Here is a 24,344-nt window from a genome sequence, read left to right on the forward strand (position 1 = left end):
TTCTCGTACTATTATAAAGAAGTAGCGCCAACTTGCAAAAAGAAAAAGGTTATAAAGCGAAATAATGGCAATAAATCCACTTAAATATGTAAACCATCTCTTAATTCACGTTACATCAGCATAGAATAAGGGTATAAAAGGAAGTGTAATGAGGAGGTTTTTGGAATGAAAAAACAGAGAATATGGCTGTTTTTATTCCTCATTCTTGCTGCGGGTATTTTACTCAGTGTTAAACCAATTATGGAACACCGTAGTCAGCGTTTGAATGAAATAAAGCAAGCCGCATCCATGATGGTTATGAATGAAGCGCCGAATGAAACGGTCATCTCATCGATCGCGAATAAAAATGATCGAGAGAAAACGGATATAGTACCTGAAGTCTCTAAAGAAAAGTCAGATTCATCAGAACCTGAAGAAGTAACGCAGCCTGAAGATCCCGATATAAGAATGGTGGGATTAGGAGACTCACTGACGAAGGGTAGCGGTGACTCGACAGGGCAAGGGTACATTGGTCGACTTGCTGCGAATATAAAGAATGAAACAGATACGTCTGTACTTGTAGAGAACTACGCTGTTCATGGAAGGCAGACGCCAAAATTATATAAGATATTAAACGAAGACGATGTGCAGGATTCCCTTTCAGAAGCAGATGTGATCGTCATGAGTATTGGTGGAAACGATCTAATGAAAGTTGTGAAAGAACATTTTCTAGATTTACAAATGGACGTTTTTCAACAAGAACAAACAAACTATGTAGAACGTCTAAGTGCCATTATGAAACGAATTAGAAGTATTAATTCCGACGCGCCGATTTTATTTATTGGTCTTTATAATCCTCTATTAGAGAATTTTCAATCGGTAACGGAAATTGATCAAATTGTGCAAAGGTGGAATGGAGCAAGTGAAGATACGGTTCTTAAAGATGGTAACACATCCTTTGTACCCGTGTATGAATTGTTTAATTCTGTAGATGAGAACTTGTTTTTTGATGATGGCTTTCATCCAAATGATCAAGGATACGAACTGATGGCGAGGCAGATTCAATATCGGTTGAAGCAGGATGAGTTATTAGAAGAAATCCCATTTGAATAGTTCATATACGAGTGAACTTCCGTTTGATAGAATAATAGGTACAATCGTTAGAGTAAAGGAAAATGACAATGAATCGATTTATGAAGCTAATCCTCATCTCGTTAACGCTCCTAGTATTTGTGGGAGCGAGCGCCTTAACCTATGTCTATTTTAAGGATGATCCAGAGCTAACGGACTCACTCCCTGTGAGTGATGAAATAAAGGAAACCTTTCAAGATGAAGAACCCATTCCTCAGAAAGTGCCAGATAATGTGCGGATTGTTGGTCTTGGTGATTCTTTAACAAAGGGCGTCGGTGACCAAGAAAAAAAGGGATATATCGGTTATGTAAGTGATTATTATTTCGAAGATGAACAGAATGGAAAGGTTACACTAGATAACTATGCGATAACTGGTAGTGAAACGGAAGATCTCATAAAAAGGTTAGAAGAGAATGAAGTTCAAAGCGGTGTCAAAAAAGCGGATTATATCTTCTTAACGATTGGTGGAAATGATTTGTTTGGTGTTGTTAAAAATCATTTCATGAATCTTGATCAACAATATTTCTCTCTTCAAGAAAAGATTTATTTAGAAAATTTGACGACGATATTAGATAAGCTTAGAAGTTTAAATGGTGATGCATCAATTTATTTTACAGGTTTATTCAATCCGTTCTCAAAAGCTTTTGGGGATATTCCAGAAATGAATGAAATCGTAGACGATTGGAATGATGGTAGCCAATTAACTGTTTCAAATTATTCTGAAGTTACGTTTGTTCCAGTTGCCGATCTCTTCCTTGAGAGTGATGAGAACCTTCTATATGAAGATGCCTTTCATCCAAATGAAGATGGGTATCATTTAATGGGGGATCGGATTGTCTCTTATTTAGAAGAAAACAACGTAGCATTTAATCAATAAAGGTAGGGAACCATTTATGGATACGGTAGAAAAGTTTGAACAGCAATACGTAGCCCTCGCCCAACAGTATGAAGTGTCGGAAGTGATGACACCAAAATCAAAGCTCATCTTCATACTAGAGTCTCCTCACGTTTCTGAAGTGGAAAATGGTGTACCGGTCGCAGGACCTTCAGGAGCTACAATGTCAAAAAAGCTATTTGGTCCGGAGTATTCACATCCACTCGGCCTCTTGCTGAAGAAACATCAGGAAGAAAGTATGGAAAGGCCATCGCTTGACGTTGTGGGATTGCTTAACGTATGCAATATTCCGATGCAATCGAAACCATATGCTGAGAGTGATCGAAATGCTAACAGTGAATTACTTGAACACTTAAGTAAAATCCGCACTTCTAATCAAAAGACTCCTTTTAAAGATAATGAGTTACTAGCTGTGCAGCAGCTTATATTAGAAAAGTTTAGAAATCGACTGAAGGCGATTTCTGATCGGGAACTAACGATCATTCCTTGTGGACGATTTGCTCAAAAGTTCTTTCAGCTAGCTAATGTGTCAAGTGAAAAATGGACGGTCATAATGGATGTTCCTCATCCTTCGTATAATTCTTGGAGTCGCGAACGTTACCAGGATGCGATTAACAATGTATTAGATGAATTCAATCGTCATAAAATATAAGAATGTTTATTTGATTCCCCAAAAAGCCCCGTTCTCTTGAGAACGGGGCTTTTGCCATTTAGTAGAGAAGCACATATAGCAAATGCATAAATATTGGATGCGTTGTAATATAAATGTAATGAAGGGAGGGGTGACAAAATGAAGAAATGGGCAGCTTTACTTCTTCTATCTCTCGTTGTAGTGAGTGGGTACGCGATCGCACCAAATGACTCATCACAAATGGTACAGGCCTCTGCTTATATGGTGCAAGATGAAGATTTACCTTATTGTCATTAATTAAAGAAAAGGGGTCTGAAGTGTGTTGGTATCTTTCCAAGTTATCATTTGTCGAATGAATAGCCCTTAACCTCTTTGAAAGGAGGACGTACAATGGAAGAACTCACATTGTTTATCACGGCTGGCCTGTTCTTCGTGTCTCTCTTCAATTTTATTGTTATCTTAATCGAGAAAACAAAGCACAAATAGTTAGGCTTCGTGGACAATACCTATTTTTTTAACATAATTTTCAACGTGAGTTTTAAAGTTATTATTTTGGTCTAGTTCAAAGATCGTAGATGCTGTCTTCAGATATTCAATTGCCAGCTCTTGATTCCCAAGCAAATAATGGAGCTTACCGCACTGGTAACTAAGTTCGCCAAAAAGATAGAGGCGCTGCTTCTCCCTGCAAAGCAGAAATCCTTCCCTAGCAATCGAGAGAGCTTTCTCATAGTTTCTGCAGGTGGATAGCGCTTTTGAGTAATTATAATAAAGGCGAATTTCGATCGTTTCATCCTTAATAATGGGGAAAAAGCGAACGTGATAAAGAGCTTTATGAAATAACGGCAGAGCACATTCCCACTCTTTTTCCTCACTATGCAAAATGGCCATACTAATTAAAATTTCGATTTCACGTTCCGAGAAATTTTTAGACGTTGTCGTAGTAAGATGAAGGGCTTCATGGAGAAGTAGAAGGGCTGTAGAGGCATTATGTTCAAGATAATACGTACAAATAGCTTTATGCCAGAGATAAAACTGCTGGTTTTTGATTGTTCGGAAAAGGGGGTTCGATTCTTCTGCTTCAAGAATATCAGATACTTCATTATACTCACGTCGTTTAATGTGCCTTCTGACTTGGCGGATCACTTCATTAACGTAATCAAGTCGAGGGGTTTCCTTCATATGAAAAAAGTAATTAATATCAACACCGAGTCTGGAAGCAAGTTGGTACAGTAATTCTGCAGATGGTGAGACATCATTATTTTCAATTTGACTAATTAATGCCTGTGTACAAATGCCTTCCGATAAATCGGCCTGTGAGAGTCCAAGGTACAATCGAAGTTCACGCATCGCATATCCGAGTGTATCCTGACGCACCTGTAATCCCCCTTTTTTATCCAATTGTATCATGGATGTTTGTTTCCTATACATATTTTTCTAAATGACGTGAAAGATTACTATAATTTTATTATGTGAACCTATAAGGTGCAGGAGTTTTCTTATTTTTAGAGAAACCTCTGTACAGAAAAATTATTAGAAAATAAACAATATCTTAAGGAGATCCTTGATCGAACGCCAATGAACAGAGTAGGTGAACTAAAAGATCTCGTAGGGGCAGCTGTGTTCTTATCCTCTGAAGCAGCAAACTACATAACAGGACAAACGTTGTTCGTAGACGGTGGAATGACGGTTTATGGATTCTAATTAGTAGTATTGTTCGTGAATAGTGGTTATATTTTGAATTTTTCTCGCACATAGCTAATAAAAAACCGTTACAATATGTAACGGTTTTTCCGATTAATCGACTAAGTCAGCTGAGAAACTAGGAGCTGTCAGTCCAGCATCTTCGTAGACAGTAGCCATTTTTTCTTCGAAAGAAGCGAATTGAGCGTCTGATTCTTCATACGTTGCTTCCGGGTCATCCGAAAGATTCGCAGCTCTTGTTTCATATGATTTTGCAAGCTCTTCTAAAGCAGCTTCGATATCACTTTTGTATGTTTCAAGTTCAGCAGGAATTTCCATGGCACGCACATCTTCAGCAACGGTCTTTGCAGCAGATTCTGCATCAGACTTCATCGTTGCAAGCTCTTCATCAGAAGGCTTTTCTTCAGCGACTTTAGCAGCTTCAAATTCATAAATTGGTGAATCGCTTTTGTTGACAGTTTGAATTAAGTTCAATTGAAAATCGAGCAGATCACTTTTTACATCTGATTCATTTGCACTGCTTGTTTCTTCTGAGTTTGCGGAATTAGTACTAGCGTTAGAATCGTTCTCATTTGAAGCGCCATTGTTACTACAAGCAGCTACAAATACAAACAGTAGCATCACGAGAGGTAAAAATCTTTTCATTCAAAACCCTCCTAATTTTTAGAAAAATCATCTTACGAGTACAAATTTTAGTTTATTAGGAAGGTTTTGTAAACTACTAAACTACTATTTGGCATAAAATGTAATAAGTAAAACTATTCAGATAAATGTGTTCATAGTCCGTGCTTAAAATATGTTAAGGTAGAGAAGGAGAAAATAGAAGGTAGGAGTGAGCATAATGATTTTATTTAATCAGGATTTGATTACAAGAGAGCAGGCAACCATTGATATTGAAGATCGTGGTTATCAATTTGGAGATGGTGTTTATGAAGTAATCCGTATTTATAACGGAAGCTTTTTTGAGTTGGATGCTCACCTGGAACGTTTAGAACGAAGCGCGAGCGAGATCAAGATTTCTTTACCGTTTACTCAAAAAGAAATCAAGGGGAAAATCGAGCAGCTTGTGGCTGCTAATCGCGTACATAGCGGGCACGTCTACATGCAAGTAACACGAGGCGTAGCTCCACGAAATCATCCCTTCCCGGCAAAATCAGAACCTGTGCTTGTCGCTTATACGAAAGAATATGAGAAAGAACCATCACGCGCACCAGGTCAAGCGATTTTTATGGAAGATATCAGATGGTTAAGATGTGATATTAAAAGTTTGAATTTACTTGGGAATGTATTGGCTAAACAATCTGCAACGGAGCAGAACGTTGACGAAGCGATTTTTCATCGTGGCGACTTGGTAACTGAAGGAAGTTCTACGAATGTTTTTATAGTGAAAAATAACATCCTTTATACTCATCCGGCTAACAACTTTATTTTAGATGGGATCACGAGACGGGTTATCCTTTCGGTTGCTTCTGAACTAGGTATTCAAATAAAGGAAGAAGCGTTTACAAAGCAGGAGCTGCTTGAAAGTGATGAAGTTTTCATTTCTAGTACAACCCAAGAAGCAAGACCAATTGTTGAGGTGGATGGCCGGCAGATTGGGAACGGAAAAGAAGGTGAGATAACCTCATCCCTTCATGCTAAGTTTGCTAGTCGTTTGTCATAACTAGAAGGTGTTGTTAAAATATTTTTAGTGTGCGCAGTTGAAATTTGCGCATATTAATGGTACTGTTATCTTTGGCTATATGTGAAAGAAGAGTTGCTTGTTCCGAGCGTTTTCCAACATTAGGGAAATGCTTTTTTTGAACACTATCAGGAGATTTTTCTCCCGTCTATAGCATTTAATGCATTTTAAAAGTAAAAAGGAGTTTTTAAAAGTTGAAAAAATTTCAAGATCTAGGTTTAAGTAATACGCTGCTAGAAGCAGTTAATCAAATGGGATTCGAAGAAACAACACCAATTCAAGCAGGTACGATTCCTCTAGCGCTTGAAGGCAAAGACGTTATCGGCCAGGCTCAAACTGGTACTGGTAAAACGGCTGCTTTTGGTATCCCAATGATTGAAAAAATCGACACTTCTCTATCTCATGTACAGGGAATCATTCTTGCGCCAACACGTGAGCTTGCTGTACAGGTTGCAGAAGAATTGAACCGTATTGGTCAAGCAAAAGGCGTGCGTGCCCTTCCTATATATGGTGGACAAAGCATCGTTCACCAAATCAAAGCACTTAAAAAGAGACCTCAACTAGTTGTTGCAACTCCAGGGCGTCTGATCGACCATATGGAACGTAAAACAATCCGTCTTCAAGAAGTATCTTTTGTTGTCCTTGATGAAGCAGATGAAATGCTTAACATGGGCTTCATTGAAGATATCGAAAAGATTCTTAAAGGTGTTCCAGACAAGCGTCAAACGCTTCTGTTCTCTGCTACAATGCCGAAACGTATCGCGATTCTTGCAGAGAAATTCATGAGCAATCCTGAAACAGTTAGAACAAAATCAAAAGAAATGACTGTTCCTTCAATCGAACAGCATTACTATGAAGTTCGTGATTCTAAGAAATTCGATATTCTTTGTCGCCTTCTTGATACTCAGTCTCCTGAGCTTGCAATTGTGTTTGCAAGAACTAAGAAACGCGTTGATGAAGTATCTGAAGGACTTAAGAAACGTGGATACATGGCTGAAGGAATTCACGGTGACCTTCCACAGGGTAAACGTGATCAGGTTATTAAACAGTTTAAAGACAGCACAATCGATATCATGGTAGCGACTGACGTTGCTGCACGTGGTCTAGACATTAGTGGTGTTACACACGTTTATAACTTTGATATTCCTCAAGATCCTGAAAGCTACGTTCACAGAATCGGTCGTACTGGCCGTGCAGGTAAGTCAGGTCTTGCTTCGACGTTTATTACTCCACGTGAGTACGATCACCTTAAAGTGATTGAGAAAATTACGAAGAAGTCTATGCAAAAACGTACGATCCCAAGCTTTGCTGAAGCAATGGAAGGCCAGCAGCAAATGGCGATTCAACAGCTTCAAAGCACAATTGAAGAGCAGGATCACTCAGTATACCGTTCATCAGCTGAACAGCTTCTCGATGATCACGATTCAGTAACGCTTCTTTCTGCAGCTCTTAAGTTGCTAACAAAAGAGCCGGATACAACTCCGGTTAAAATTACTGAAATTGCACCACTTCGTGCTAAAAAGGCTCATGGCCGTGGCGGCAGTGGCGGTGGAAACCGCAACCGTAACCGCAGTAATGATCGCGGAGGCCGTAAAGGTGGAAGCGGTGGCGGATATCGCGGAGACCGCAACAGCGGTGGCGCTAACAAGCGTCGTAAGTTCAACGACAAAGGAAATAAATAAGATATATGTAGAAGTCGGGAGAAATCCCGGCTTTTTTTATGTGGATTTTTGCTATTGCCCCTCGGAAGCTAGGCTTTTGATAGTAGCCATATATTCTTTTAATGATGGTTTTACCGTGTTCATCATGGAGTTTATTTTTTAAAATGCTGGGAAAAATCTACTGAAAGCGTTATTCTAAGAGGGACACTATTTACGGAAAGGCAGCGGGATATTATGAAGCATGATCACCAGTCACACACGAAACTAAAAGAGGACGTGCTGTTTGAACGTCTTGCACTAATTGAAAAAGAATTAGAGGCTTCGGAATCATCGAAAATCAAACAACTGATCGACAAGTTGTTGAGTGGTGAACAGCACTTCCTTTTCTCGGGCCATTTTTCTGCAGGGAAATCTTCATTAATAAACGCGTTATTTCAATCAAACCTCTTACCGTCAAGTCCCATACCGGCGAGTGCTAATACGGTTCGTATCCGTTCAGGTGAACCAGGCGCTTCCGTTCATTTCTTGAATGGAAAGAAAATGATTTTTAAAGCGCCGTATGATATTGATCAAGTAAAAGGGTATTGTTTGAACGGAGAAGAGGTCGAGCGCGTTGAATTGTCCGCTCCGTCTTCTTTAGAAGAGGACGTTATTTTCATTGATACTCCTGGAATTGATTCGACAGATGAAGCGCATAGGCTTTCAACGGAATCTTCGATGTATTTAGCTGATGTTGTTTTCTATGTTATGGATTACAATCATGTTCAATCTGAAGTGAACTATCAATTCATCCGAGAACTTTATCGTCAAAATAAAAAAATAATCTTAATTGTGAACCAAATTGATAAGCATCATGAATCTGAAATTTCATTCACATCATTTCAGAAATCAGTGGTCGAGTCTTTTGAAACGTGGGGGATGTCTCTTGAATCCTTTTTCTTTATCTCATTACGCGATTACGATCATCCCCATAACCAGTTTCATCAGTTGAAAACATACATTGACGGGCTTTCAAGGAAAACAGATGAAGACAAAGTGAAGCGAATTTTTAATGCAGCAAGAGAGTTATTGGATGATCTGAATCAAGTAGATGCTCATAACGACGAAGTAGAAGAAGCTTATGAGCAGATGAAAAACAAGCTTGCATTTTCAAAGGAACGCATTGAACTAATCGATCAGGAATTTCAGACTGAAGCGGCGGCTATCCAAAAAAGTGCAATTTTAATGCCGTATGAAGTGAGAGAAGCAGGACGAGCGTATCTTGAATCTCTTCAACCAGACTTTAAAGTAGGATTTGTATTTCGTGATAAGAAAACCCAGCAAGAACGAACGGCGAGGTACGAAACTTTCATTGCGGGTTTAAAAGAACAGGTAAAGTCGCAACTAGAGTGGCATTATCAGCAGCTATTACAACAGCTAGTTTCGACAGCTGGATTAAAAGACGTATCATCTTCTCTCATTGATCAGCCATATGAAGTTGATTTTTCAGTGATACAAGAAGAAGCTAACAAAGGAAACGGTGCAACAGGAGAAGCAGTTCTTCATTATACTGAGAATATCGCTTATCGCTTGAAGACACAGGTCAAGCAGCAAGCAGAACAAAGGAAGGACAAGCTTGTTGATCAAGTCAATTCCGACCACGATAGGCAGGCTGAGGAGCTTAAGCAGTCATTCAAATCTCAAGTCGGAGAAGAGGATGCGGAGACTTTCTTATTAGAGCTGGAAGCTGCTAGTGAGAATACTGAAGAGCTTTGGTCTATTTTGGATGGGAGCCGTGATGAAGAGGCTCGACGTGCGGGAGAGGCATTTAAGAAAAGGTACACGCAAACGGAGGATGTTACTATCGTAGAGTCGACCAAAAGCGATAGTGGACAACAGCGTAAGCAACAGGAGCCTAAAGAGGTGGATTCACCTGAAGGTCAAACTTCTCTTCCTGATCCCGAAGCGACTAGTATCGCCCTTCAAAGAATGGCAGATGAATTAGAGGATCTTCCTGGTTTTGACTATACGAGACAAAACTTGATCAAGCGTGCAAATAAATTATCAGAAAAGTCATTTACGGTCGCATTGTTTGGTGCCTTTAGCGCTGGGAAATCCTCTTTTGCCAATGCGCTCATTGGCGAAAAAATACTGCCTTCTTCTCCAAATCCAACAACGGCTACGCTTAATCGTATTTGCCCGGTAACAGAAGATCATGCTCATAAAACGGCGATGATTTATTACAAATCGGAAGAAGAACTTTTGGAAGATTTGAATCATTCCCTTTCTTATTTTGGTGAGCAAGCTTTTTCACTAAGGGATTGTCTCCAAATCATTTCACAAGGGAAATTGTTTAAGAGAGAGTCTTCTGCAACAAAACCTCATGCCCTTTTCCTAAGAGCTGTACTTGAAGGTGAAGCTGAGCTAGCATACCTCGGTAAGGAACGTGAAGTCACACTGGATGACTATGAGGATATGGTCGTAAATGAGTCAAAAGCGGCCTTCGTTGCTTCTATCTCGCTCTATTATGATTGTACTTTAACGCGAAAGGGAATAACGCTTGTAGACACTCCAGGGGCAGATTCCATCAACGCACGACATACAGGTGTAGCGTTTCAATATATGAAAGCAGCCGATGCTATTCTTTACGTCACCTATTACAATCATGCATTTTCAAAAGCAGATCGAGAGTTCCTCATTCAGCTTGGACGAGTGAAAGACGTTTTTGAAATGGATAAAATGTTCTTTCTTCTTAATGCATCTGATCTTGCTGCAGATGACGAAGAGCTCGAAATCGTTCTTGATCATGTTACAAATCAGTTACAGCAGTACGGTATTCGCTATCCTGCACTGTATCCTGTCTCAAGTCTTGCAGGAATGCTTGCTTCTGAAGAGAATGTAAGTGAAAAAGAGGCTAAGTTTCTTGCGGCGTTACCAGAAAAATTGAGACAAAAAGGCGGTATTAAGCGGTTTGAATCGCGCTTCTATCATTTTATTCGCAAGGATCTTTCAAAAATGGCAGTGGAGTCCAGCTTAACTGAATTAACAAGTGTGATGAGCGAAATCGAGCGTTGGATCGAGAACTTTGAATTAAATGCGAGTGAAAAAGAACAGCAGATCACAGAGCTTCGTAATCAGAGTGACGAAGCAAATAGGAAGATTAATCACTATTCAAACACTTCATCTGAAAAGCTGATCAAACAAGAATTAACAGAACTTGTTCATTATATTCCTCAGCGTCTTTTTTATCGATTTAATGATTTCTTTAAGGAAGCCTTTAACCCATCGACTATTCAAGGGCGTGAAGGACTGCAACCTGCTTCAGAAACGCTGGTTGAAGATATTGAACAAGATTTATTACAGGAGCTCAGGGCAGCTTCTCTTCGAATCGATCGATTTATGAAGCGAGAAATTCAAAAGAGTGAGAAAGAAATACAAAAGCTTACTCGAGAAATGCTATCTGATTTTCATTACAGCAGTCTACCTGATCGGGACATGGAAACCCCGCAGTTTGATGAGTCTCTTACATCATGGATAGCGGTTGACCGTGTTTTAAAGCACGCTCGTAGCTCCTTTAAATCTTCGAAGCAATTTTTCGAACAGAGTGGAAGAGATACGCTTCATGATGAGTTGAAAAATGAGTTTCAACTACCTGTTAATAACTATTTGAAAACAGAACATAAAGTGATTGAAGAGGCGGCTACGAATTTCTTTGATCAATTAACTGTAGAGGTAAAAGGCGAAATGATGAAAGAAGTTACATCATATGTCAAGGCCAGAACAACGATGCTAACAAGCGATATATCAAAAGATTTCCTTGAAACTAAGCGAAATAATGCTTTCGAAATTCAAACGGAGCTACTGTCGAAGGGAGAATAGGAAATGAAAAATCTAGTTTCAATTGAATGGCTATCAGATCATTTGTATGATGAGCAATTAGTGATTGTGGACTGTCAATTTGAACTTGGCAATCCAGAAAACGGTTATGCTTCCTATTTAAAAGGTCATATTCCAGGAGCGCAGTATGCTGATCTCGAAAAAGATTTATCTGGTGAAGTTGGGGAGCATGGTGGAAGACATCCTTTACCTGATCAAGAACAGCTCCAGACGCTCGTTGAAAGGCTAGGGATTGAGCAGGATTCGAAAGTGATCCTATACGACCATGAGTATGGTGCTATGGCAGCAAGATTATGGTTTCTACTCGGATTTGCTGGCCATAAAGCGCGTGCTGTTCTTGATGGGGGTCTTCAAGCTTGGAGAGGGGAGGGGTATAAACTTGAGACGAAAGTTCGTCAAGTAACTCCTTCATCGTATCCTATAAGTCTTGATAAATCGATGATTGTTTCTATGAATGATGTGAAGCAGGCGCAGATAGAAGGGCGCACAATTATTGATTCGAGAGCAAGCGAGCGCTATTCTGGAGAGATAGAACCTATTGATCCTAAAGCAGGTCATATACCGGGCGCTATCAATTACTTCTGGAAGAATAACCTTAATGATAATAAAACATGGAAAGACCCTGAAGAGAGAGTAGGGGAGAAAGAGCATGGTCATGAACCAATTGTATACTGTGGTTCTGGTGTGACTGCTTGTGTTAACCTGCTTGCTTTACAAGAGGCAGGTATTCATGCAAAGCTTTATCCTGGAAGTTATAGTGACTGGATATCCTATGAAGAAAATCAAATTGAAACAAAATAAACGAAACGCCAGCCCTTACGAGGGCTGGCGTTTATTCATTCTATCTAAGGGTGTGAATGAACTTTTCTAAGCGATCCATACCTTCTTTTAGTACATCAAGTTTATAAGCGAAAGAAATTCTTACATAGCCTTCACCGAGTGATGAAAAGGCGCTTCCTGGTACAACTGCTAAATTACCTTCTTTCGCGAGTTTCATTGCAAAGTCAAATGAAGATAAGCCGAACTCCTGAATGGAAGGCAAGATATAGAAAGCACCGTCAGGCTTGATTGGAGATAACCCCATACCAACTAAGCGATCATAAACATAATTCATTCGTTCCTTGTAAGCAACTCGCATCTCAATCGAGTCTTGCAATCCATTCTGTAACGCTTCTAGAGCGGCATACTGAGATACTGATGAAGCACAGGAGACATTATACTGATGAACTTTCAAGATATGCTGGCATAGTTCTACTGGGGCGAAGAGAAAGCCAATGCGCCATCCTGTCATAGCGTGAGATTTAGATAGTCCATTGATTACGATCGTTTTATCACGCATGCCATCAAATTGAGCGATCGAAGAATGATCACCTGAAAAGTTAAGCTCTGAATAAATTTCATCAGATAAAACAAATATGTTTTTAGCTTTAAGTAAATCAGCAAGATCGGCTAATTCATCATAAGACATCGCAACACCAGTAGGGTTAGATGGGGAAGGTAGAATAATGCATTTTGTTCGCTCTGTTAGGGCATCTTCAATTAGGTCGCGCGTCATTTTAAATCCATTTTTAGTCGTATCGACGTGTACTGGAATTGCGCCACATAATGTAATGATTGGCTCATAACCTGGATACACTGGACCTGGCAAAATCACTTCGTCACCTTCAGTGAGAAGTGTTCGAAGTGTCACGTCAATTGCCTGACTTGCTCCTGAAGTGGTAATGATCTCAGATTCAGCTTGGTAGTTAAGATTGTATTTTGATTGTAGAAAATTAGCTGCTGCCTTTCGAAGTTTTAGGATGCCGGCATTATGAGTATACGTTGTTTTGTTTTCACTAATAGCGGCTTGAGCTGCTTCCTTAATATGAGCTGGTGTCTCAAAATCAGGTTGGCCGATTGTTAATGAAATCATGTTCTCATAATCAGCTACCATATTAAAAAAAGTTCGAATCCCAGAAATCTCAATTTCCTTCACGCGAGGGTTTAATAAATGCTCCATAGGTCTGTCTTCCTTTCCGTCTCTTCTTCTCATAAACATCATTGTAGCATAATTTCTATATTATCGTCGAAATGAAGATGTTCTCTTTATAAAGACATGAAACCTCTGGAAATTCAAGTGTTGATAACTTTGGAAACTATTGATAATATAGGCTTTCTGACACTTATCAACAGATGATTTCGTATACCCGCCCCTGGTATATTTTAAATACATGGGGGTATAGGTGCCGTAGATGGGTTACCCACAAAATTCTGTGGATAACCAATATTCAGATAATTTTCTTCTGAATTGGTCTTCGCTATCGTCTCAATAAAAAAAGCAGATTCCCTATCATTGATAGGGGATCTGCTTTTTTAAATAGCTGGAAGAATGCAATCGGTCCGATAAGCAAGTAGAGCAAACTGAAGCTGCATGCGCTGATCATATGCGTATATATCAATACCGGTGAGCCTTTCTAATTGTTTGATTCGATAGTTTAGTGTATGCCTATGAATAAATAATTTATCAGCTGTCCGGTTAATGACAAGGTTGTTTTCTAGAAAAGATTCAAGTGTCTTCATTAACTGAGCCTGGTGCTTTCGATCATAGTCAACTATTGGTGATAGAAGAGGTGAATAGTAGGGTGAAAGATCTTCGCCATTTTCTTTTAATCGAATGAATAACTGATAAGCACCTAGGTCAGCGAAGGATAGATGATGTTCGTTTCGATATTTAGCAAATTGATGGGCAACCGTAGCTTCTTTAAGTGCTAGTTCAAGCTGTTGTATGCCTATTTTGGTCATGCTGACTCCAATGATAGAAGAGCTCTTTCCTTCTTTGAAAGGAATGGTGTCACCTAAAAGAAGCACAACAATATGATCCATCTTCCTCTTTATTATACCTTTTGTTCTTGTTTCGATTAATTGCTGCTGACAGTCTTGCTCAAGTTTTGTAAGGTTTGATGATGAAAGAACTGCGATTGTATTAGAACCGGTTAAATCATAGCCCATTTCTTTGCTCTTTTTTAATATTATTTTCTCGTCTTCGTAGGATTGGGAGAGTAAAATATCAAGAAAATCAGCTTCGATCTGAGATCTCGTATCTTCAATAATACGTAGTTTTAGAAATTCAATCGCAAAAATATTAGCCGCATGCTTTAAAGCAAGGTGATCGAGTGCCGTGAGTGGTGTTAGTTTCTTGATATGAATTGTTCCAATTGCTTTTCCTTCGGTTTTGATCGGATAGAATTGATCGGTAGAATCATTTTGATTCGTGAGATAAGTCTCTGCTAAAAGAGCATTATCCGCATGATAAATTGAAACAGTGCAGTTTAGTAGTTTCGATAGTGCATCAGTGATAGCTGAAAAGCCAGCATTTTTAATAACAAGTGACGTTAAGTCATCCTGAATACGCTGAGCCTGTGTAAGAATGGACAGTTGTTTATTAACGAGCTGTTCCAAAATGCTTCTTGTAACCATTGAGAAATTCATCGTTCTCGGAATTTCAAGAAGCGGTAATCCGGTTCGGTTCGCCGCTTCGATCATCGCAATCGGAACTACGTCTAGATAAAATCCAGTATGAATGGCAAGAGCAGAGAGCTGTCTGTTCGAAAGGGCATCAATGAGTTTCGCATAAGAATCGGATTTCTCGTGCCATCCGTATGCCGTCGTTATTAAAAACTCCCCTTCATGAAGCCGTGTCATATCTTCCATTACTTCCACGATTGTTAACCATTTAATATCTCGGTCAATTCCTTTTTTTCCAGCAATTAATTTAATTCCACTCATCTCAGGCAGCTGTAAGGCTTCTCGAACTGATAGTCCCATAGGCGTCCCTCCGTCTCTTCTTATCCAAAGCGTACAATAATGTCAGAATTTTTTGTAGATGATGTGGGATAGAATTTTGCTTCATTTCAACATAGGCTATACATATAGACAAAAAAGTGAGGTGTCGATTCGGTGATGAGTAAAAGAACCCACTTAATAAAACCTTTATTAGGAATGGATTATGCCTTTATTTCTCATGGAAAAGGGATCTATTTATATGATGAGGATGGTCATGCGTTTATTGATGGATGTTCAGGTGCTGTGACAGCAAATATCGGCCACGCCGTTCCTGAAATTAAGGAAGCGATGGTAAAGCAAGCCGATCAAGTATCATTTGTTTATCGCTCTCAGTTTACGAGTTCGTCTGCAGAGCTTCTTGCTGAAAGACTATGTCGCCATGCTCCGGGTGATCTGGACTGGGTGTTTTTTGTGAACAGCGGATCAGAAGCATTAGAAACCGCTTTGAAAATAGCCGTTCAGTATTGGCAGGAACTGGGTCGACCAACGAAGAACAGAATCATATCGAGGTGGATGAGCTATCACGGGATTACAATGGGTGCCCTTTCAATGTCCGGTCATGTCATACGTCGGAGTCGCTTTAGCGCGATGTTAGAGCATTATCCAGAACTCTCTCCTCCTTATTGTTACAGATGTTCTTACAATGAGCACTGTCCGAATTGTTCAAAGCACTATGCGCTAGAATTTGAAAAAACGATTCAAAGACTTGGGGCAGAAACAATTGCGGCGTTTGTTTGTGAACCTATCATTGGTGCAGCTGGGGGTGCGGTTGTTCCACCTGATTCCTATTTTAAAGAAATGAAAGCCGTATGTGAGCGCTATGATATTTTGTTTATTGCAGATGAAGTTATGACAGGAGTCGGGAGAACAGGGAAAATGTATGCAATGGAACATTGGGGTGTCGCACCAGATATCTTAGCACTCGGAAAAGGAATGAGCGCAGGTTATACACCGATGGCAGCTACCCTTGTATCTGATCGGATCATACTGGAAATTGAACGCGGATCCAAAGTTGTGCTAAGCGGTCATACGTTTAGTGCAAACCCACTCTCATCTGCTATATGTCTCGCTGTTCTTGACTATATAGAAGAAAATAATCTTGTGAAAAATGCCGAAGAAAAAGGTGGTCTTCTCTTAAAAGGATTAAAAGAGCTTCAATCGATTTATCCTTTTATTGGTGATGTAAGAGGTAAAGGGTTATTAACAGCTATTGAATTTGTTCAGGATCAACTGACGAAGGAACCGTTCTTGCTACAGAATGAAGTGACAAATCGTTTTATCAGAAAATGCTATGACTACGGTTTACTCGTTTACACGGCTGCTGGGGGATTGAATGGGATAGCGGGTGATGCAGTCATTGTGGCACCACCTCTAATCATTCAAGAAAATGAGGTTCATCTCCTTCTGAATAAGCTGAATCAAGCATTAGCTGAATTGGAGAAAGAGCTTACAATAGAAGGCCTCTATAGTAGACGATCGATAAGCTGACGAAAGGATGAGAAATCCGTGAGAAGTAAAAGATGCGCATTGTCAGAGCTCGATCTATTAAGAGATAACATGACGATAATGTGTGGTGGATTTGGTGGAGTAGGTTCACCTCCAACACTTATTCAATGGATTCTTGATTCTGGTATTAAGAATATAACGCTCATTTGTAACGATGCTGGCTTCCCGTGGATTGGACCTGGAAAGCTTGTCACCGAAAAAAGAGTTTCAACACTTATTGCATCTCATATTGGCTCAAATCCTGAAGCAGGAAAACAAATGCATAACGGAGAACTTACCGTTCAATTCTACCCGCAGGGAACGCTGGCAGAAAAGATTCGCGCTGGGGGGATGGGGCTTGGTGGTATTTTAGTAGACGTCGGGCTTGGGACATCTATTGAACACGGAAAGGAAAAGACAATCATTCACGGTAAAGAATATATGATTGAACCTGCTCTTACGGCAGATTTATCTATTATTGCCTGCAAACGTGCTGATCCATATGGAAATCTAATCTACGATCAAAGTGCACGAAACACGAACCCACTTGTCGCCCAAGCAGGTGATGTTACTATCGCTGAATCTGTTGAAATCGTACAAACAGGTGAGCTAGGTCCAGAGGAAATTATCACTCAAGGTGTTTTCGTTGATCACGTCATTGAAAGCAAGGGAGTTGATTGGAAATGGGTATGGGAGCTGAAGCGAGAAAGTTAATTGCACAACGTGCTGCTCGTGAAGTCACGTACGGCATGATGGTTAATCTTGGGATCGGTATTCCTACGCTTGTAGCTGACTTTATTCCAAATTCCCTCGATGTCATGTTGCATACGGAAAATGGCATCTTAGGAATGGGGGGGAGTCCTGAGCAAGGTAAGGAAGATGGAAATCTATCTAACGCCGGGGGATATCCAGTTACCATTCAATCAGGTGCTTCATTTTTTGATAGTGCAGAAGCGTTTGGAATGGTTAGGAGGGGACATCTCGATTTAACGATTCTTGGCGCACTTGAAGTGAGTGGAAGAGGAGATATCGCAAATTGGATCGTACCTGGAAAACGAGTGCCTGGCATGGGTGGGGCTATTGATCTCGCTCAAAAAGCTAAAAAGGTGATTGTATTAATGAGTCATACAACAAAAGATGGGCAGCCCAAAATTGTCAAAGAATGTTCTCTCCCTTTGACGGTAAAAGAAGGTGCACACATAATTATTACAGAGAGAGCTGTTATGCGAATTGATCAGGGAGAGCTTTTTCTTCTCGAAGTGATGCCTGGTTATTCTGTTGAAGATGTGTTAGGCGCTACTGAAGCGGTTGTAAATGTTGATCATGTGGGGAGGCGGACCTCATGAAAGAAGAAATAAACAAATGGATGATGCTTCATCGGGACTATGGGATAGAAATGCTTCAACGCTTTGTTCGTTGTGATAGCGTGCAAGGAAACGAGGCAAATGTGCAAGACCTTGTTCAGTCAGAACTTCATCAACTCGGAATGAAAATAGATCGGTTTACTCCTGGAGACGAAACCCTTAATCATCGTGCATTTTGTGCGAATCGAACAGATTTTACACAAAGCCCTAATGTTGTAGGTGTGTGGAAAGGTAAGGGAGGTGGTCGTTCACTTATTTTGAACGGTCATATTGACGTTGTCCCCCCTGGAAATAGAAGTGACTGGGAGTTAGAACCTTATAGCGGGGAAGTAAAGAACGGCAGGCTGTACGGTAGAGGGGCAACCGATATGAAAGGCGGAAATACGGCGATGCTTCTTGCCTTAAAATGCCTTAAAGATTTGGAGCTTCCTCTAAATGGCGATCTGATCTTTGAAAGCGTAGTGGAAGAAGAAAGTGGGGGAACAGGTACACTTGCGGCAATTGAACGAGGTTACCGTGCTGATGCCGCTCTTATTCCAGAGCCGACGAAGATGAAAGTGTTCCCTAAGCAGCAGGGATCAATGTGGTTTCGTATCACCGTATCAGGGCGCGGTGCACACGGTGGTACGCGTTATGAAGGAGTATCTGCTCTCGAGAAAAGCCTTTCGGTGATTAAAGCCATCCAATTATTAGAGGAACAGCGCAATAATCGAATTACAGACTCTTTATATGAAAACATTCCGATCCCTGTTCCGATTAATATAGGAAAAATTTCAGGTGGAGATTGGCCATCCTCTGTTCCAGATCAAGTAGTTTTAGAAGGAAGAATGGGGGTGATTCCTGGAGAAGAGCTTGATGACGCAAAGCTTGACATGCGCCGTGCCCTAGAAGCTATTGAAGATGATTGGCTAAAGGATCATCCAGTAGAGATCGAGTGGTTTGGAGCAAGATGGCTGCCTGGAGAAGTTGATGAAGATCATCCGCTAGTGGGCGTAATTCGCCGTCATTACGAAGAAGTCACAGGGAAAGATCTCGTTATCGAAGCTTCTCCTTGGGGGACAGATGGGGGATTGCTACAAGAAGAAGGGAATACGCCATCGATTATTTTCGGTCCAGGAGAGACAGCGGTAGCACATTTTGCAAATGAATACATTGAAATTGATCAAATGATGCTTGCAGCAGAACTTTTTGTGCACATCATTCTAGAATGGTGTGGCCAGCATAAGTAGGAGCGGCTATGCCGTTCTTTTTCATGTGGTTCTTTCACTTTGTTTTTCTAATATAGCTTACCTTTAGGAAGGAGTTTACAAAAGAAAGAAGAACTACTGATTTAAGACATGAATGAGGGGGAGGTTAATGGGAAATAAGCGAATTGAAGCGGTTGAGCATTTTTATAAAGGGAGCGATTATGTCTTTACCTGTACGTTTGATACATTTAATGAACGCATTCGTATTGATGTTTATGATGGAAGCGTCCAAGCAGTTATCGCTCATATTCAAGAAGTGTTTACGAGCGAATATTCAAAGTGCATTGTAAAAGTAAAAAGTGAAGATGTTTCCTCCTTTCTTTCAATTGGCTATACCTACGAAGGGAAGATTCGTTTCTATTTTTCTGGTAGTGATGCTCATCTCATGACGAAGTATCGAGCGAATTGGCGTCGAAATAGTGAGTCTTGGGTAGATGAAGACAAGTTATTAAAGGCTGTACAAAACAAACCTCTTACTTCTCTCAAAGGAAACCCTCCTATGCGGATTGGAATTGAAAGTGATGCTGAAGCGCTAGCCAAATTATATCAAACTGTGTTTTCGGTCTACCCAACCCCAATGGATGATCCTAGTTACATTAAGAAAGCTATGAAGAGTGACACGATTTTTTATGTAATGGAAGATCAGGGAATAATCAAAAGTGCCGCCTCAGCTGAAGTGAATCGTACGTATAGAAATGCCGAGATGACGGATTGCGCAACCCTTCCTGAGTATAGGAAAGGTGGAACGATGCGTCACTTAATTCTTGCTTTAGAAACGGAGTTGTTAAAGCAAGAGGTGTACTACGCTTACTCGATCGCGAGGAGTCTTTCTTTTGGAATGAATGCTGTATTTCATCAGCTTCACTATGAATATGGTGGGCGTCTTGTAAACAATGTAAAGATCTATAAAGATTGGGAAAATATGAATCTATGGAGTAAAAAGCTTCTAGGTAGTGCCGGAAAATCAGCACAGATAGATGAAAATTCGGCATAAAGGAGGACGTCTATGAGAGAAACGATTCCACTTACGGATGGAATGTTTGAAGCGATCCTAGAAAGTATTGATGAAGGGATTCATGTCGTTGATAACAGAGGGATGACGATCTATTATAATGAAATTGCTGCTAAGCACGACGGATTGCAAGTAGGCGATGTGTTAGGAACGCACTATTTAGAAGCTTTTCCATCACTCTCCAAAGAAACGAGCACACTATCTCATGTGTTAACGACAAGAAAGCCAATTTTTAATAAAGATCAAACTTACAGAAATATGAAGGGACACTTGATCTCGACGATTAATACGACACTGCCTATCGTTGTGAATGGGCACTTAGAAGGAGCTGTGGAAATTGCTCGAGATCTTTCGCGTATCAAAATATTGTCTGATAAGGTAATGGAATTACAATCTAAAATAAATCGAAAGACGGTCAAGGAGTTCGACAACGGCACTATCTATACATTTGAGCACATTCTAACGAACGATCCCGTTTTTATAAAGGTAAAGGACCGAGCCCAAAAAGCTGCCGTTCTTCATTCTCCAGTTCTTGTCTATGGTGAGACTGGCACTGGAAAAGAACTCCTTGTTCAAGCAATTCATAATGCTTCTAAGCGGGTGGGGCCATTTATTGCACAAAATTGCGCCGCCTTACCTGCATCGATTCTTGAGTCGATTCTTTTTGGTACGTCAAAAGGAAGCTTTACAGGTGCTGAGGAGCGTGAAGGATTATTCGAACTAGCTAATGGCGGTACTCTTTTTCTTGATGAGATTAATTCGATGCCCATTGATGTACAAGCAAAATTGCTTCGGGTTTTAGAGGATGGTGTCATCCGGCGAGTTGGAGCAGGAAAGACGAGAAAAGTGGATGTCCGAATCATAGCTGCAATGAATGAAGAACCGGAATCTGCTCTTGAGGCAAAGAGGCTTCGTGTTGATTTGTTTTACCGTTTGAATGTTATTTATCTTAGATTACCACCTCTTCGAGAACGAAAAGAGGATATTTCTAATCTCATTGCTCATTTTATTAAGAAATACAACGATAAATTTCATAAAAACATAAGAGGAGTCGATCAGAAGTCGGCAACGCTGCTCTCTTCGCGTCACTGGCATGGAAATGTTCGGGAGCTTGAGCATGTGATTCAATCGGCCATGAATTTCGCAGAAGGACATACATTAACCTTCGACGATTTTGAGGTGCTTCTTCCAGAAAATCAATCTCGTGTAACGGCACCACTCCGCGACGTTTTGTTAAAAACAGAATATGATTTAATAAAACAAGCCATGAATGTCAGCCAGGGTAATGTGAAAAAAGCTGCAGAGCAGTTAGGCATCCCCAGACAAACATTACAATATAAACTTTCTAAACACCCACTAAGCCAGAGTGCCGAATATTGAGCACAGCTGGCTTTTTATTGTGGAAATAAATGAAGGGAGTGGATAAGTAGGGATCTTAGTTGTAACCGTAATAGACTTATCTTATAAGCGTCTTGATCCCACGATAAACCAAAAAGTAGGCTTTTTTGAAGAATTAATGGAGCTGGCACGCTACTTGCATAGTATAGGAGTAGATTATCTGAAGGGGGAATGTATTGTGCTGATGCAACTGTATAAGCCAACTCGGAATTGGAAGGATATTGAACTTTGGAAGGATGTCACGGAAGACCAATGGAATGATTGGATTTGGCAGCTTACTAATACGATTCGAACGCTTGATGACTTGAAGAAAGTAGTGAACTTAACACCTGACGAGGAAGAAGGTGTGAAGATCGCAACGAAAACCATTCCACTTAACATCACGCCATACTATGCTTCCTTAATGAATCCGGATGATCCGCGCTGTCCGGTTCGCATGCAATCAGTCCCTATTTCGCAAGAGATGTATAAAACGAAATATGATCTCGAAGATCCTCTTCATGAAGATGAGGATTCCCCAGTGCCTGGATTAACGCATAGATATCCTGATCGCGTTCTTTTCCTAGTTACAAATCAGTGTTCGATGTACTGCAGGTATTGTACTAGGAGACGCTTTTCAGGGCAAATCGGAATGGGGGTTCCAAAAAAACAGCTTGATGAAGCCATAAGCTATATTTCAAGAACCCCTGAAGTGAGAGATGTCCTTATTTCTGGAGGAGATGGGCTACTTATCAATGATAAGATTCTTGAATATGTGCTCAAGAACTTACGAGCGATTCCACATGTTGAAATTATTCGAATCGGAACGAGAGCCCCGGTTGTGTTTCCTCAGCGAATTACAGAGGATTTATGTAACATTTTAAAGAAATACCATCCTGTCTGGCTGAACACGCACTTTAATACAAGTATTGAAATTACAGAAGAATCGAAGAAGGCATGTGAAATGCTGGCAGATGCCGGCGTTCCTGTTGGAAATCAAGCGGTTATTCTTGCAGGGATCAATGATAGCGTACCGATTATGAAGAAGCTGATGCATGACCTTGTGAAAATTAGGGTGAGGCCATATTACATTTATCAGTGTGATTTATCTGAGGGGATTGGGCATTTTCGTGCACCGGTTTCTAAAGGATTGGAAATCATTGAAGGATTAAGGGGACATACGTCAGGATATGCCGTACCGACTTTTGTAGTTGATGCCCCTGGAGGCGGTGGAAAAATAGCCCTTCAGCCAAATTACATGATTTCCCAAAGTGCAGATAAAGTTATTTTACGAAACTTTGAAGGGGTTATTACTTCTTACCCTGAGCCGGAAAATTATACTCCTGGTACGGCTGATACGTACTTTAACCAGGTTTATGAAATGGAGAAAAAACCTGCTATCGGCATTCATTCCTTAATGACAGATGAGCGGTTTAATCTTGTTCCAGAAGGCATTCAGCGGTTTAGTCGAAGATCTCAATACGAAAAGGACGCAACACATAGCTCGCTAAAAGATAAGCGCGATAAAAGAGATGTTATGAAGGAAAAGAAATTTAACGCAGAGCAGGAGAAATACAAAGGTAATGATAAAGGAGAGGAAACCGTATGATCTGTAAATGGTGTGAACAGGAGGGAGCTTTTGAGACGCTTGATAAAGGTTACTGGGAATTACCTGATGGATCGAGAGCGGTCGAAATTAGTGATTTGCCCTCGGTTCAATGCGGTTATTGCGGGATGTGCTATCAGACAGATGAATTAGTTGGAGACGTGGAGGAGCAATTGATGCTAATCGATACGGCAAAACTACCCTCCTCCTTTTCGTATAAAGAATTAATGAGTCAAGAAAGACTCTTAAAGAAAAATTATTTTGATCTTGATCGTTACCCGCTCTAATCCTTGAGTTAATAGCATTTTCTCTTGAAAAGAAAACAAGTAAAAAAAGTTATATCGGAATATTCTGAAAAATATTGATATTTTGACGATTCCCTCGTATAATAGAAAAAAGAGCTTCAGAGGGGGGAGAGCTAGCATGAACAATCATCATAAGTCGTATAAAGACAATATGAAACAACGTGCTATGAAAAAGAAACAGGAACAGGAAACGTTTGAGTTGGAATTGTACGCCCAATTGATCCTTGATGAAGCCGTGTTTACTTTCCAGGAAAAACGTTACCAACAATCCATTGATCAAGCTCTCGACAGAGGAGACAAAAAAGCATTTCAAGAAGCATCCAAGCAGTATGTAGCGTTTCTTCGTTCTTACAAACAGGAGCTTCATTTCGACTGAATAGAATGAGGCCAATCTGGCACAAACTAGAGAGGAAGTACTTCTAAAGGAGTGTCACGATGGGCAGACAGAAAAAAGGAAACCCCAATGCACAGCGTAATAATAATGCAAAACAACAAAAAGCAAAAGCGATGCCATCCTATGCAGAGATGGAAGCAGAAAAGCTGAAAAATCCGCAAGAATAAAAGAAGGAG

23 protein-coding genes and 1 pseudogene are annotated in these 24,344 nt (G+C 40.3%); 20 read left to right on the forward strand and 4 right to left on the reverse strand.

Annotated features, from left to right (window positions below; translation table 11 throughout):
- Positions 1-165: 165 nt before the first annotated feature.
- From AC0VYJ_RS10555 to AC0VYJ_RS10575, 5 genes are all read left to right on the forward strand, one after another.
- On the forward strand, positions 166-1,092 hold the full coding sequence (locus tag AC0VYJ_RS10555) for an SGNH/GDSL hydrolase family protein (RefSeq protein ID WP_475367322.1): 927 nt from the start codon (positions 166-168) through the stop codon (positions 1,090-1,092).
- 68 nt (positions 1,093-1,160) lie between these two features.
- Complete coding sequence (locus AC0VYJ_RS10560; RefSeq protein WP_475367323.1) at positions 1,161-1,988, forward strand: SGNH/GDSL hydrolase family protein; 828 nt, start codon at positions 1,161-1,163, stop codon at positions 1,986-1,988.
- A 16-nt stretch (positions 1,989-2,004) separates the two neighbouring features.
- Positions 2,005-2,658 (forward strand): uracil-DNA glycosylase family protein, encoded by a 654-nt coding sequence (locus tag AC0VYJ_RS10565; protein WP_404682155.1) that lies wholly within the window; start codon positions 2,005-2,007, stop codon positions 2,656-2,658.
- 138 nt (positions 2,659-2,796) lie between these two features.
- Positions 2,797-2,934 carry a hypothetical protein gene (locus tag AC0VYJ_RS10570; protein ID WP_475367324.1) on the forward strand — a complete coding sequence of 46 codons (138 nt, stop codon included), beginning with the start codon at positions 2,797-2,799 and terminating at the stop codon, positions 2,932-2,934.
- Between the two features lie 93 nt (positions 2,935-3,027).
- Complete coding sequence (locus tag AC0VYJ_RS10575) at positions 3,028-3,123, forward strand: putative holin-like toxin (RefSeq protein ID WP_425589651.1); 96 nt, start codon at positions 3,028-3,030, stop codon at positions 3,121-3,123.
- Here the strand turns inward: AC0VYJ_RS10575 and AC0VYJ_RS10580 are convergent, their stop codons facing one another.
- Positions 3,124-4,011: a helix-turn-helix domain-containing protein gene (locus AC0VYJ_RS10580; protein ID WP_430242476.1), complete on the reverse strand. Its 888-nt coding sequence runs from the start codon at positions 4,009-4,011 to the stop codon at positions 3,124-3,126.
- Between the two features lie 132 nt (positions 4,012-4,143).
- On the opposite strand from AC0VYJ_RS10580, the pseudogene AC0VYJ_RS10585 reads away from it, so the two are divergent.
- Positions 4,144-4,338, forward strand: a pseudogene (locus AC0VYJ_RS10585) (SDR family oxidoreductase); the annotation flags it as partial.
- A gap of 93 nt (positions 4,339-4,431) precedes the next feature.
- Here the strand turns inward: AC0VYJ_RS10585 and AC0VYJ_RS10590 are convergent.
- On the reverse strand, positions 4,432-4,983 hold the full coding sequence (locus AC0VYJ_RS10590; RefSeq protein WP_430246222.1) for a hypothetical protein: 552 nt from the start codon (positions 4,981-4,983) through the stop codon (positions 4,432-4,434).
- A gap of 196 nt (positions 4,984-5,179) precedes the next feature.
- On the opposite strand from AC0VYJ_RS10590, the gene dat reads away from it, so the two are divergent.
- From dat to AC0VYJ_RS10610, 4 genes are all read left to right on the forward strand, one after another.
- Complete coding sequence (gene dat / locus AC0VYJ_RS10595; RefSeq protein WP_430246224.1) at positions 5,180-6,001, forward strand: D-amino-acid transaminase; 822 nt, start codon at positions 5,180-5,182, stop codon at positions 5,999-6,001.
- 212 nt (positions 6,002-6,213) lie between these two features.
- Complete coding sequence (gene cshA / locus AC0VYJ_RS10600) at positions 6,214-7,701, forward strand: degradosome RNA helicase CshA (protein ID WP_242057383.1); 1,488 nt, start codon at positions 6,214-6,216, stop codon at positions 7,699-7,701.
- 213 nt (positions 7,702-7,914) lie between these two features.
- Positions 7,915-11,538 carry a dynamin family protein gene (locus tag AC0VYJ_RS10605; protein WP_475367325.1) on the forward strand — a complete coding sequence of 1,208 codons (3,624 nt, stop codon included), beginning with the start codon at positions 7,915-7,917 and terminating at the stop codon, positions 11,536-11,538.
- A gap of 3 nt (positions 11,539-11,541) precedes the next feature.
- Positions 11,542-12,357: a sulfurtransferase gene (locus AC0VYJ_RS10610; RefSeq protein WP_475367326.1), complete on the forward strand. Its 816-nt coding sequence runs from the start codon at positions 11,542-11,544 to the stop codon at positions 12,355-12,357.
- 40 nt (positions 12,358-12,397) lie between these two features.
- Here the strand turns inward: AC0VYJ_RS10610 and AC0VYJ_RS10615 are convergent, their stop codons facing one another.
- Together AC0VYJ_RS10615 and AC0VYJ_RS10620 are read right to left on the reverse strand one after the other, a co-directional pair.
- The gene (locus tag AC0VYJ_RS10615) at positions 12,398-13,555 is read right to left on the reverse strand and encodes an aminotransferase A (protein WP_475367327.1); all 1,158 of its coding nucleotides are present in this window, start codon (positions 13,553-13,555) and stop codon (positions 12,398-12,400) included.
- Between the two features lie 353 nt (positions 13,556-13,908).
- Positions 13,909-15,360 carry a PucR family transcriptional regulator gene (locus AC0VYJ_RS10620; RefSeq protein WP_475367328.1) on the reverse strand — a complete coding sequence of 484 codons (1,452 nt, stop codon included), beginning with the start codon at positions 15,358-15,360 and terminating at the stop codon, positions 13,909-13,911.
- A 135-nt stretch (positions 15,361-15,495) separates the two neighbouring features.
- On the opposite strand from AC0VYJ_RS10620, the gene AC0VYJ_RS10625 reads away from it, so the two are divergent.
- The 10 genes from AC0VYJ_RS10625 to AC0VYJ_RS10670 all read left to right on the forward strand — a co-directional run bounded on the left by AC0VYJ_RS10625 (position 15,496) and on the right by AC0VYJ_RS10670 (position 24,335).
- Positions 15,496-16,866, forward strand: a complete 1,371-nt coding sequence (locus AC0VYJ_RS10625; protein ID WP_475367329.1) for an aspartate aminotransferase family protein — start codon at positions 15,496-15,498, stop codon at positions 16,864-16,866.
- Positions 16,867-16,884: 18 nt separating this feature from the next.
- Complete coding sequence (locus AC0VYJ_RS10630; protein ID WP_430246235.1) at positions 16,885-17,577, forward strand: CoA transferase subunit A; 693 nt, start codon at positions 16,885-16,887, stop codon at positions 17,575-17,577.
- Complete coding sequence (locus AC0VYJ_RS10635; RefSeq protein ID WP_475367330.1) at positions 17,547-18,209, forward strand: 3-oxoacid CoA-transferase subunit B; 663 nt, start codon at positions 17,547-17,549, stop codon at positions 18,207-18,209. Before AC0VYJ_RS10630 ends, AC0VYJ_RS10635 begins: the two co-directional genes overlap by 31 nt.
- Entirely contained in the window at positions 18,206-19,456 is a 1,251-nt protein-coding gene (locus tag AC0VYJ_RS10640) for a peptidase (protein WP_430246239.1), read from the forward strand. The genes AC0VYJ_RS10635 and AC0VYJ_RS10640 overlap by 4 nt, the downstream gene beginning before the upstream one ends.
- A 127-nt stretch (positions 19,457-19,583) precedes the next feature.
- A complete protein-coding gene (ablB, locus tag AC0VYJ_RS10645) occupies positions 19,584-20,468 on the forward strand; it encodes a putative beta-lysine N-acetyltransferase (protein WP_430246242.1) in 885 nt (294 codons plus the stop codon).
- 12 nt (positions 20,469-20,480) lie between these two features.
- Positions 20,481-21,866: a sigma-54 interaction domain-containing protein gene (locus AC0VYJ_RS10650; protein ID WP_475367331.1), complete on the forward strand. Its 1,386-nt coding sequence runs from the start codon at positions 20,481-20,483 to the stop codon at positions 21,864-21,866.
- Positions 21,867-22,062: 196 nt separating this feature from the next.
- Positions 22,063-23,472: a lysine 2,3-aminomutase gene (kamA, locus tag AC0VYJ_RS10655; RefSeq protein ID WP_475367332.1), complete on the forward strand. Its 1,410-nt coding sequence runs from the start codon at positions 22,063-22,065 to the stop codon at positions 23,470-23,472.
- The gene (locus tag AC0VYJ_RS10660; RefSeq protein WP_404682137.1) at positions 23,469-23,756 is read left to right on the forward strand and encodes a YokU family protein; all 288 of its coding nucleotides are present in this window, start codon (positions 23,469-23,471) and stop codon (positions 23,754-23,756) included. Before kamA ends, AC0VYJ_RS10660 begins: the two co-directional genes overlap by 4 nt.
- Positions 23,757-23,892: 136 nt before the next feature.
- On the forward strand, positions 23,893-24,150 hold the full coding sequence (locus AC0VYJ_RS10665; protein ID WP_194221541.1) for an IDEAL domain-containing protein: 258 nt from the start codon (positions 23,893-23,895) through the stop codon (positions 24,148-24,150).
- A 59-nt stretch (positions 24,151-24,209) separates the two neighbouring features.
- Positions 24,210-24,335 carry a hypothetical protein gene (locus AC0VYJ_RS10670; RefSeq protein ID WP_255622402.1) on the forward strand — a complete coding sequence of 42 codons (126 nt, stop codon included), beginning with the start codon at positions 24,210-24,212 and terminating at the stop codon, positions 24,333-24,335.
- Positions 24,336-24,344 lie beyond the last annotated feature (9 nt).

Source organism: Anaerobacillus sp. 63XJN7_5_ISO-PGPR-S23-430, assembly GCF_056173695.1.

Excerpts from the sequence above, each read along its gene's own strand:
- AC0VYJ_RS10625 (WP_475367329.1), top strand. The coding sequence starts at position 15,496 with ATGAGTAAAAGAACCCACTTAATAAAACCTTTATTAGGAATGGATTAT.
- dat (WP_430246224.1), top strand. The coding sequence starts at position 5,180 with ATGATTTTATTTAATCAGGATTTGATTACAAGAGAGCAGGCAACCATT.
- AC0VYJ_RS10555 (WP_475367322.1), top strand. The coding sequence starts at position 166 with ATGAAAAAACAGAGAATATGGCTGTTTTTATTCCTCATTCTTGCTGCG.
- AC0VYJ_RS10665 (WP_194221541.1), top strand. The coding sequence starts at position 23,893 with ATGAACAATCATCATAAGTCGTATAAAGACAATATGAAACAACGTGCT.
- AC0VYJ_RS10610 (WP_475367326.1), top strand. The coding sequence starts at position 11,542 with ATGAAAAATCTAGTTTCAATTGAATGGCTATCAGATCATTTGTATGAT.
- AC0VYJ_RS10635 (WP_475367330.1), top strand. The coding sequence starts at position 17,547 with ATGGGTATGGGAGCTGAAGCGAGAAAGTTAATTGCACAACGTGCTGCT.
- AC0VYJ_RS10575 (WP_425589651.1), top strand. The coding sequence starts at position 3,028 with ATGGAAGAACTCACATTGTTTATCACGGCTGGCCTGTTCTTCGTGTCT.
- AC0VYJ_RS10605 (WP_475367325.1), top strand. The coding sequence starts at position 7,915 with ATGAAGCATGATCACCAGTCACACACGAAACTAAAAGAGGACGTGCTG.
- AC0VYJ_RS10565 (WP_404682155.1), top strand. The coding sequence starts at position 2,005 with ATGGATACGGTAGAAAAGTTTGAACAGCAATACGTAGCCCTCGCCCAA.
- AC0VYJ_RS10560 (WP_475367323.1), top strand. The coding sequence starts at position 1,161 with ATGAATCGATTTATGAAGCTAATCCTCATCTCGTTAACGCTCCTAGTA.
- AC0VYJ_RS10570 (WP_475367324.1), top strand. The coding sequence starts at position 2,797 with ATGAAGAAATGGGCAGCTTTACTTCTTCTATCTCTCGTTGTAGTGAGT.
- ablB (WP_430246242.1), top strand. The coding sequence starts at position 19,584 with ATGGGAAATAAGCGAATTGAAGCGGTTGAGCATTTTTATAAAGGGAGC.
- AC0VYJ_RS10640 (WP_430246239.1), top strand. The coding sequence starts at position 18,206 with ATGAAAGAAGAAATAAACAAATGGATGATGCTTCATCGGGACTATGGG.
- AC0VYJ_RS10670 (WP_255622402.1), top strand. The coding sequence starts at position 24,210 with ATGGGCAGACAGAAAAAAGGAAACCCCAATGCACAGCGTAATAATAAT.
- AC0VYJ_RS10660 (WP_404682137.1), top strand. The coding sequence starts at position 23,469 with ATGATCTGTAAATGGTGTGAACAGGAGGGAGCTTTTGAGACGCTTGAT.
- AC0VYJ_RS10620 (WP_475367328.1), bottom strand. The coding sequence starts at position 15,360 with ATGGGACTATCAGTTCGAGAAGCCTTACAGCTGCCTGAGATGAGTGGA.
- AC0VYJ_RS10615 (WP_475367327.1), bottom strand. The coding sequence starts at position 13,555 with ATGGAGCATTTATTAAACCCTCGCGTGAAGGAAATTGAGATTTCTGGG.
- AC0VYJ_RS10650 (WP_475367331.1), top strand. The coding sequence starts at position 20,481 with ATGAGAGAAACGATTCCACTTACGGATGGAATGTTTGAAGCGATCCTA.
- AC0VYJ_RS10590 (WP_430246222.1), bottom strand. The coding sequence starts at position 4,983 with ATGAAAAGATTTTTACCTCTCGTGATGCTACTGTTTGTATTTGTAGCT.